This is a genomic window from Kitasatospora sp. MBT63 (assembly GCF_000710465.2).
In the GTDB taxonomy this organism is placed as follows: Bacteria; Actinomycetota; Actinomycetes; order Streptomycetales; family Streptomycetaceae; genus Kitasatospora.
Genome location: NZ_JAIZ01000613.1, coordinates 1 through 8,313 on the forward strand (window position 1 = coordinate 1; position 8,313 = coordinate 8,313).

At 71.4% G+C, this 8,313-nt stretch carries 9 protein-coding genes and 1 tRNA gene; 4 read left to right on the plus strand and 6 right to left on the minus strand.

The genetic code is table 11. The annotated features are described in order from the left end of the window. Positions 1-803 precede the first annotated feature (803 nt). Positions 804-878 (plus strand) — tRNA-Leu (locus AA75_RS31975). A 69-nt stretch (positions 879-947) separates the two neighbouring features. On the opposite strand, the gene rdgB is transcribed toward AA75_RS31975, so the two are convergent. From rdgB to AA75_RS31995, 4 genes are all read right to left on the minus strand, one after another. Continuing rightward, a complete protein-coding gene (gene rdgB / locus AA75_RS31980) occupies positions 948-1,556 on the minus strand; it encodes an RdgB/HAM1 family non-canonical purine NTP pyrophosphatase (protein ID WP_033823834.1) in 609 nt (202 codons plus the stop codon). Between the two features lie 28 nt (positions 1,557-1,584). Continuing rightward, on the minus strand, positions 1,585-1,980 hold the full coding sequence (locus AA75_RS31985) for a hypothetical protein (protein WP_051813869.1): 396 nt from the start codon (positions 1,978-1,980) through the stop codon (positions 1,585-1,587). Between the two features lie 192 nt (positions 1,981-2,172). Further along, entirely contained in the window at positions 2,173-2,898 is a 726-nt protein-coding gene (rph, locus tag AA75_RS31990; RefSeq protein WP_033823835.1) for a ribonuclease PH, read from the minus strand. A 90-nt stretch (positions 2,899-2,988) separates the two neighbouring features. Further along, the gene (locus tag AA75_RS31995) at positions 2,989-3,222 is read right to left on the minus strand and encodes a glucose PTS transporter subunit EIIB (protein ID WP_030569190.1); all 234 of its coding nucleotides are present in this window, start codon (positions 3,220-3,222) and stop codon (positions 2,989-2,991) included. A 363-nt stretch (positions 3,223-3,585) separates the two neighbouring features. Here AA75_RS31995 and AA75_RS32000 point away from each other — a divergent pair, with 363 nt between their 5' ends. The 3 genes from AA75_RS32000 to AA75_RS32010 all read left to right on the plus strand — a co-directional run bounded on the left by AA75_RS32000 (position 3,586) and on the right by AA75_RS32010 (position 6,905). After that, positions 3,586-4,875 (plus strand): PTS transporter subunit EIIC, encoded by a 1,290-nt coding sequence (locus AA75_RS32000; protein ID WP_033823836.1) that lies wholly within the window; start codon positions 3,586-3,588, stop codon positions 4,873-4,875. A gap of 255 nt (positions 4,876-5,130) precedes the next feature. After that, positions 5,131-6,390: a PTS transporter subunit EIIC gene (locus AA75_RS32005; protein WP_033823837.1), complete on the plus strand. Its 1,260-nt coding sequence runs from the start codon at positions 5,131-5,133 to the stop codon at positions 6,388-6,390. 179 nt (positions 6,391-6,569) lie between these two features. Next, a complete protein-coding gene (locus tag AA75_RS32010) occupies positions 6,570-6,905 on the plus strand; it encodes a cupin domain-containing protein (RefSeq protein ID WP_033823841.1) in 336 nt (111 codons plus the stop codon). Here the strand turns inward: AA75_RS32010 and AA75_RS32015 are convergent. Next, entirely contained in the window at positions 6,893-7,639 is a 747-nt protein-coding gene (locus AA75_RS32015) for an MBL fold metallo-hydrolase (protein WP_033823842.1), read from the minus strand. The genes AA75_RS32010 and AA75_RS32015 overlap by 13 nt on opposite strands. Before the next feature lie 179 nt (positions 7,640-7,818). Further along, positions 7,819-8,013, minus strand: a complete 195-nt coding sequence (locus AA75_RS32020; protein WP_033823838.1) for a MerR family transcriptional regulator — start codon at positions 8,011-8,013, stop codon at positions 7,819-7,821. Positions 8,014-8,313 lie beyond the last annotated feature (300 nt).

An 8,313-nucleotide genomic window follows, 5' to 3' on the forward strand; every position in this document is an offset into this window, starting at 1 on the left:
CCGCACACCCCGCACCCGCCCGCCCCAACACTCGTTCGTATCTGCACGGGACGACACCCCACCGACCCACAGGGGAGGCCCCACCATGCCCGTCCGCTACACCCGCGAACTGCTCACCGCACTGGCGGCCGAGTCGGCCAGCGTGAACGACATGATGCGCCGGCTCGGCGTCCCGATGTCCGGCGGCACCCGCAGCTATCTGAGCCGGCGTCTGAAGCACTACGGGATCGACACCGCGCACTTCCCGCCCGCCCGCCTGTGCAGCGCGCCCCCGGTGCCGGGGCCCGCGCTGCGCGAGGCGGTCGTCGCACAGCGCAGCGTGATCGGCGTGGTGCGCGCGCTGGGGCTGCCCGAGACCAATGCGGCGCGGCGGCTGGTCCGGCGCAGCATCGCGTTCCACGGGGTCGACACAGGCCACTTCACCGGGCAGGCGCACACCCGGGGCCGGCCGACCGGGCCCCGCCGCGGACCCGAGGACCTCCTCGTCCGGCTGCCGCCGGGCAGCCCGCGAATCCCCGGCGGACGTCTTCGCGCGATGCTCGCCCGGCTCGGGCGTCCGGCCAACTGCGAGCTCTGCGGCACCCCGCCGCAGTGGCTCGGCCGCCCGATGACGCTGGAGGTCGACCACGTCAACGGCGACTGGCTCGACAACCGGGCCGAGAACCTCCGACTGCTCTGCCCCAACTGCCACTCCGTCACCCCGACGTACTGCGGCCGCAAGCGCGTCGGCGGCGACGGCCGGGCGGACTCGCCCATACCCGTTACCCCCGCGCGGAGCACAGCGGGTACGCTGGCGAGGGTATGCGCCCGTACCCCAGCTGGCGAGAGGGATGCGGTTTAGGTCCGCAGTGTCGTGGGTTCGAATCCCACCGGGCGTACCGGCAAGAGAGCCCCTTGGCCTTCGAAACGAAGGTTCAGGGGCTCTCGCCGTTCCGGTCGACGGTCTGTCAGCCGATCAGCTCGCGGACCACCGGGGCGAGGGCGCGGAAGGCCTGGCCGCGGTGGCTGATGGCGTTCTTCTCGGCCGCGGTGAGCTCGGCGCAGGTGCGGGTGTCGCCGTCGGGCTGGAGGATCGGGTCGTAGCCGAAGCCGCCGTCGCCCGCGGGGGCGGTCCGCAGGGTGCCCCGCAGCCGCCCCTCGACGACCCGCTCGGTGCCGTCCGGCAGGGCGAGGGCGGCGGCGCAGGCGAAGTGGGCGGCGCGGTGCGGGTCGGAGATGTCGCCGAGCTGGGCGAGCAGCAGGTCGAGGTTGGCGCGGTCGTCGCCGTGCTTGCCGGCCCAGCGGGCGGAGAAGATGCCGGGGGCGCCGCCGAGCACGTCGACGCACAGGCCGGAGTCGTCGGCGACCGCGGGCAGGCCGGTGGCCTCGGCCAGGGCGTGTGCCTTGAGCAGGGCGTTCTCGGCGAAGGTGACCCCGGTCTCGGGGACGTCGGGGATCTCGGGGTAGGCGTCGGCGCCGACCAGTTCGACGTCCAGCCCGGCGGCACCGAGGATGTCGCGCAGCTCCGCGACCTTGTGGCGGTTGCGGGTGGCGAGGACGAGGCGTCGGGTAGTCATGGCGTCCACCCTAGGGGGTGGTCCGGGCTCAGCCGGTGCAGGCCTTGCTGAGGTTGCCGGCGGCGGCGCCGAGCGGCTGCAGGTCGGGGGCCTGCTTGCGGTCCATGGCCTGCTGGACGTTCTGGACCTGGGTCTGCAGGTCGGTGAGGGCCTTGCTGACGTCGGTGTCGCTGGAGTTGCGGCCGAGCTTGTCGATGTCGGTCTTGAGCTGCTGCATGGCCTGGCCGGCCGCCGTGGGGTCGTTGTCGGCGTTGTTGAACGCGCTGGAGACGTTGGCGATGTCGTTGGTGATGGTGACCGCGGTGTTGCCGCAGTCGATCGCCTTCTGGGCGGCGGAGCAGCTGACCGCGCTGAGCGGCAGGATCAGGACGAGGGCCGCCACGGCCAACGCGGCGGGGCGGTTGATGCTGGCCGGCTGCGGCATCGCGTTCCTTCGGTGGGAGTTCGGCGGCTGCGGGGTCTCTGGGGGCACCGTACGGGCTGTCCCGCGGTGTGTACAGCATCGGTGAGGACGCCGGGCGGCGCGGCGGCGGTTGCGCCGGCGCGCGGCTTCGTCAGGACGCGACCGGCCGGCCGCGTGGGCGGCCGGCCGGGGGTGACGCGGGGTCGGGCGTTGTCAGGCCTCGAGGGCCTTGCGCTGGATCTCGTCGAGTTCGGCGCAGCCGAGGGTGCCGAGGTCGAGCAGCTGGTTGAGCAGGTCGCGGTCGAAGGGGGCGCCTTCGGCGGTGCCCTGGACCTCGACGAAGCGGCCGTCCGAGGTGCAGACGATGTTCATGTCGGTCTCGGCGCGGACGTCCTCCTCGTAGCGCAGGTCGAGCATCGGGACGCCGTCGATGATGCCGACGCTGACGGCGCTGACGCCGCCGGTGATGGGCTGGCCCTTGGCGCGCAGGATCTTCTTCTCGCGGGCCCAGGAGACGGCGTCGACGAGCGCGACGTAGGCGCCGGTGATGGCGGCGGTGCGGGTGCCGCCGTCGGCCTGGAGGACGTCGCAGTCGAGGACGAAGGTGTTCTCGGCGAGGGCGCGGTGGTCGATGACGGCGCGCAGGGAGCGGCCGATCAGGCGGCTGATCTCGTGGGTGCGGCCGCCGATCTTGCCGCGGACGGATTCGCGGTCGCCGCGGGTGTTGGTGGCGCGCGGGAGCATGGCGTACTCGGCGGTGACCCAGCCCTCGCCGCTGCCCTTGCGCCAGCGGGGGACGCCTTCGGTGACGCTGGCGGTGCAGAGCACCTTGGTGTCGCCGTAGGAGACCAGGACGGATCCTTCGGCGTGCTTGCTCCAGCCGCGCTCGATGGTGATGGGGCGGAGCTGGTCGGCGGTGCGGCCGTCGATTCGTGACATGGACAACGAGCGTAGTGGTTCCGGGCGTACGCGACGGCCCGCCGCCCCCGGGCGGGGGAGGCGGGCCGTGGTGGTGAGCGGGGGGTCAGCTCACATCATGTCCTCGATGTCGGCGGCGATGGGGTCGGCGTCGGTGCCGATGACGACCTGGATCGCGGTGCCCATCTTGACGACCCCGTGGGCGCCGGCGGCCTTGAGGGCGGCCTCGTCGACCTTGCTCGGGTCGACGACCTCGGTGCGCAGGCGGGTGATGCAGCCTTCGACCTCTTCGATGTTGTCGATACCGCCGAGACCGGCGACGATCTTCTCAGCCTTGGTGGCCATGTCTTTCTCCCTCTGTCGCGGCGCCTCGGCGGGGTGTCGCCAGCGGCCGTACTGCGTGTGCGGTGTGCGGTGTGCGGTGGGCGCTGCCGGGGACGGTGACGCCCGATCAGCTGTCGCGCCGTCGGAGCAGCGCGTCAAGCATCACCCGTCTCCGGGCGATATGCCACGTTAGTCCACTTTTGGGCTATTCCGACGCGCAGGCCCGGGGCGGCGGTCCCAGGATGGCGATCACTGGGCCCAGGACCCGGCGCGACCGCCCCATCCGAAGTGGTCTACACCAATACTAGGTGCACTCCGGACAACGCGGGACAGCTCGCCCGCGTTCCCGCCCGGCCTGGCGGGTTCCGGCACTCGGAGGACGACATGAGCTCGGCAGGCGCCACGGTTCCGCAGACGCCCTGGTGGCAGACGTTCTACGGCGGCCTGCAGAAGATGGGCCGCAGCCTCCAGCTCCCGGTGGCCGTCCTGCCCGCGGCCGGCATCCTGAACCGCTTCGGCCAGCCCGACCTGCTCGGCGCGGACGGCCTCGGCTGGGACAACGTCGCCAAGGCCTTCGCGGCGGCCGGCGCGGCCCTGCTGGACGGCTCGCTCGGCCTGCCGCTGCTGTTCTGCATCGGGGTCGCGATCGGCATGGCCAAGAAGGCCGACGGTTCGACCGCGCTGGCCGCGGTGACCGGCTTCCTGGTCTACTACAAGGTCCTCCAGGCCTTCCCCGACCTCAGCGCCTGCAAGGGCGTGGTGGCCGGCACCCAGTGCATCGACTACGCCAAGCAGTCGGCGTCCAACATCGGCTTCCAGAACCCCGGGGTGCTCGGCGGCATCCTGATGGGGTTGATGTCGGCCTGGCTCTGGGTCCGCTTCCACCGCACCAGGCTGGTCGACTGGCTGGGTTTCTTCAACGGGCGGCGCCTGGTCCCGATGATCACCGCCCTGGTCGGCCTGGTCTTCGCGGCGCTCTGCCTGTGGGTCTGGCCGCCGATCGGCGACGCGCTGGAGTCGTTCGCGCAGTGGCTGGCGGACCTGGGCTCGATCGGCTCCGGGCTGTTCGGCGTGGCCAACCGGGCCCTGCTGCTGATCGGCATGCACCAGCTGCTGAACTTCTTCCCATGGTTCCAGTTCGGCACGTACGTCAAGGCGGACGGCACCGAGGTGCACGGCGACATCGCCCGCTTCCTGGCCGGCGACCCGACGGCCGGCCAGTTCATGACCGGCTTCTTCCCGATCTTCATGTTCGCGCTGCCGGCCGCCGCCCTCGCCATCGCGCACAGCGCCAAGCCGCACCGCCGCAAGGAGATCTACGGCCTGATGACCTCGGTCGCACTGACCTCCGCGATCACCGGCATCACCGAGCCGATCGAGTACTCCTTCGCCTACATCGCCCCCGTCCTGTTCATCCTCCACGCCCTGCTCACCGGCGCCTCGATGGCGGTCACCTGGGGGCTCGGCGTGCACGACGGCTTCGCCTTCTCGGCCGGGCTGATCGACTACCTGCTGAACTGGAGCCTCGCCACCAGACCATGGGTGATCATCCCGGTCGGGCTGGGATTCGCGGCCGTCTACTACGCGGTCTTCCGCTTCGTGATCGTGCGGTTCGACGTGAAGACACCCGGCCGCGAGGACGACGACCAGGTCGAGGACGTCACCAAGGCCTGACCGTGCGTCACTTGGGAAATCTTTTGTTGCGCGACTCGCCAAAAGAACTGTTACGGCGGGTAGCCAAGATCGCCAATCCACAACAAGGTTTCGATTTCATAGCGCTTCCCACCTGCGCGGCTTTCCGGGGTTCCTCACCCTGTCCGCACGTGTTAGAAAACTGGTCTACACCACTAGTGGTGTAGACCAGTTCGCGAGTCGGCCCCCGACGCTCCACCCGACGTCCGACCCGCCCTGTCGTGAGGAACCACCCCCATGAGTACGACTGCGCAGGCTCCGGCACCCGCCGCCGCCCCCAAGCCGGGAAAGAAGTTCGGCTCCGGAATCCTTCCCGGCCTGCAGAAGGTCGGCCGCAGCCTCCAGCTGCCGATCGCGGTGCTCCCGGCCGCCGGCATCCTGGCCCGTCTGGGCCAGCCGGACGTGCAGACCAGCTGGCACTTCCCCGCCAAGCTCGTCCAGGTGTTCGGCGCGGCCGGCGGTGCGGTGCTGGACAACCTCCCGCTGCTGTTCTGCGTCGGTGTCGCCATCGGCTTCGCCAAGAAGGCCGACGGTTCGACCGCCCTCGCGGCGCTGGTCGGCTACCTGGTCTTCAAGCAGGTGCTGACCGTCTTCCCGGCCGAGGGCACGGTGACCGCCGCGCTGCCGGCCGGCAAGCCGCAGAACCCCGGGGTGCTCGGCGGGGTGGTGGTGGGCCTGCTGGCCGCCGTCCTGTGGCAGAAGTACCACCGCACCAAGCTGGTGGACTGGCTCGGCTTCTTCAACGGGCGCCGGCTCGTCCCGATCATCATGGCCTTCGTCGGCACCGCGCTGGGCATCCTGTTCGGCCTGTGCTGGGGCCCGATCGGTGACGTCATCTCCGGCGGCAACGACAAGCTGGTGGGCGCGGGCGCGCTCGGCGCCGGCATCTTCGGCCTGGTCAACCGCGCGCTGATCCCGATCGGCATGCACCAGTTCGTCAACACCTACGCGTGGTTCCAGACCGGCAGCTTCACCGACGCCACCGGCAAGGTCGTCAACGGCGACATCAACCGCTTCCTTGCCGGCGACCCGACCGCGGGGCAGTTCCAGTCCGGCTTCTTCCCGATCATGATGTTCGCGCTGCCCGCCGCCGCCCTCGCCATCGCACACGCCGCCCGCCCGGAGCGCCGCAAGGTCGTGCTCGGCATGATGACCTCGCTCGCGCTGACCAGCATCGTGACCGGTGTGACCGAGCCGATCGAGTTCACCTTCCTGTTCATCGCGCCGGTGCTCTACGCGATCCACGCCGTGCTGACCGCGCTGTCGATGGCCGTCACCTGGGCGCTCGGGGTGCACGACGGCTTCAGCTTCTCGGCCGGCCTGATCGACTACGTGATCAACTGGCACCTCGCGAGCAAGCCGCTGCTGATCATCCCGATCGGCCTGGTCTTCGGCGCGATCTACTACGCGGTGTTCCGCTTCGCGATCGTGAAGTTCAACCTCAAGACCCCCGGCCGCGAGAGCGACGAGGAGATCGAGGACGTCACCAAGGCCTGACCGCCACCCGCTCCCCCGGTGCCCCGTCGCGTCCCCGTGCGGCGGGGCACCGGTGTCCGCGCGGGCGGCGGCAGGCGGCGGGCGGATTTCTTTGCCGGACGGTCGACCAACGGGCGGGCCCCGCCCGGTAGCGTCCTTCGCATCCGTTGCTTCCGAGGCCCGTGAGGGGTGTGTTCGGCGTGCGTGTGACCGACCTGGTGGAGACGGCCGCGGGGCTGCCCGTGGCGTGGAGTTCGCAGTTGCTCGGCGAGGTGGGGGCGGCGGGGGTGAAGGTGCTGCGGATGGACGGGCGCCCGGTCCCGCCGGAGGTGCACACCACCACCGAGGCCCTGCTGGTGCTCGACGGACAGCTGGAACTCACCTTGGAGGGCCGCGAGTTGTCGGTGCGAGCCGGTGAGCTGTGCCTGGTGCCGGGCGGGCACCGGCACGCGGTGCGGGCCGGCAGCTCGGGCACCCTGGTGATCGTCGAGGTGGCGGACCGGCCGGCGGCCGGCGCCGGGGATCAGAACCGGTAGACGGCGCCGGGTCTGGCGAGCTCCACCGGACCGCGGTAGGCGGCCTCGGCGTCGCGGAGGTTGCGCTGGGCGTCCGTCCACGGCGGGATGTGGGTGAGCACCAGGCGCTTGGCGCCGGCGGCGGTGGCGTGCTCGCCGGCCTCCCGGCCGTTGAGGTGGACGGCCTGGTAGGTGTCCTTGCCGTCGGTGTAGGCGGCCTCGCACAGGAACAGGTCGGCGCCGGTGGCCAGCTCGACCAGGTCGGCGCTCTCGCCGGTGTCGCCGGAGTAGACGATCGCGTGGCCGCCGTGCTCGATCCGGAAAGCGTACGCCTCGACCGGGTGGTTGACCTGGACCGTGGTGATCCGCAGCGGTCCGAGGTCGAAGGTGCCGGGCTTGAGGGTGCGGAACTCGAAGACCTCGGTCATACCGGGCTCCTCCGGCATGTCGTAGGCGCGGGCGAGCCGTTCGGGGGTTCCGGCCGGGCCGTACACCGGCACCGGGTCGGGGCAGCCCTCCACCCGGTAGTTGCGGGCGACCCAGTAGGCGCACAGGTCGACGCAGTGGTCGGCGTGCAGGTGGCTGAGGAGCACGGCGTCGACATCGTACAGGCCGACGTAGTTCTGCAGGGCGCCGAGCGCCCCGTTGCCGAGGTCGAGCACGGCCCGGAAGCCGTCGGCCTCCACCAGGTAGCTGGAACAGGGCGAGTCGGCGGACGGGAAGCTCCCCGAGCACCCCACCACGGTCAGTTGCATGCCGAGCCCCTCCGCCCCGATGGTCATTGGTCCCGCAGGGGGTCGGCGTGGGCTGCCCCGGTACGGTCGTTGCGTGTCGAGGGTAAGGGCCGGACGGCACTTTGCCCCCGTCCCCGTGCCGCGCTGTGGCTGGAATCACCAGAACGGGCCGGGGGCGCGGGCGGGCGTTCGACGGAGGGTCAGCGGTGCCCGGGACGGTTGCGGGCCCAGGCTCTGATGGTGTCGGGGTACCAGCGGGGGTGCCCGTTGCCGTCGGTCAGGTCGGGTTCGGGGAGCAGGCCGTGCCGGCGGTAGTTGCGGACGGTCTCGGACTGGACGTTGATGTGCCGGGCGATCTCGGCGTAGGACCACAGGTCGTTGCTGCTGGGGCTCATCTGGTCACCACCTTCGGACCGAGGTCCCGAGCGGTGCTCGGGTTGTCGTGATCAGCTTTTCCGGGGCGGCCGCGATCCCCGGGCCCGGCCGGACGCCGTCGCCGTTCCGTGACCGATCAGCAGCACGGAACGGACAAATCGTCGAATGTCACAGCCGCGGCCCGGCCCGGTACGGTCGGCGGATGGACCGGTCGTTGCTGCTGGCCGCGGGCGCGGTGGCGCTGCTGCTGGCCGTCCGGTGGTGGCTCCGGCGCTCGCGGCGGCGGGCCGCCCCGGCGCGCGCACCGCGGCCGGGACGGC

What these genes read in the sequence shown, in the direction of transcription:
- rdgB (WP_033823834.1), bottom strand. Translation starts at nt 1,556, where the DNA reads ATGACTACCCGACGCCTCGTCCTCGCCACCCGCAACCGCCACAAGGTC.
- AA75_RS31985 (WP_051813869.1), bottom strand. Translation starts at nt 1,980, where the DNA reads ATGCCGCAGCCGGCCAGCATCAACCGCCCCGCCGCGTTGGCCGTGGCG.
- rph (WP_033823835.1), bottom strand. Translation starts at nt 2,898, where the DNA reads ATGTCACGAATCGACGGCCGCACCGCCGACCAGCTCCGCCCCATCACC.
- AA75_RS31995 (WP_030569190.1), bottom strand. Translation starts at nt 3,222, where the DNA reads ATGGCCACCAAGGCTGAGAAGATCGTCGCCGGTCTCGGCGGTATCGAC.
- AA75_RS32000 (WP_033823836.1), top strand. Translation starts at nt 3,586, where the DNA reads ATGAGCTCGGCAGGCGCCACGGTTCCGCAGACGCCCTGGTGGCAGACG.
- AA75_RS32005 (WP_033823837.1), top strand. Translation starts at nt 5,131, where the DNA reads ATGAGTACGACTGCGCAGGCTCCGGCACCCGCCGCCGCCCCCAAGCCG.
- AA75_RS32015 (WP_033823842.1), bottom strand. Translation starts at nt 7,639, where the DNA reads ATGCAACTGACCGTGGTGGGGTGCTCGGGGAGCTTCCCGTCCGCCGAC.
- AA75_RS32020 (WP_033823838.1), bottom strand. Translation starts at nt 8,013, where the DNA reads ATGAGCCCCAGCAGCAACGACCTGTGGTCCTACGCCGAGATCGCCCGG.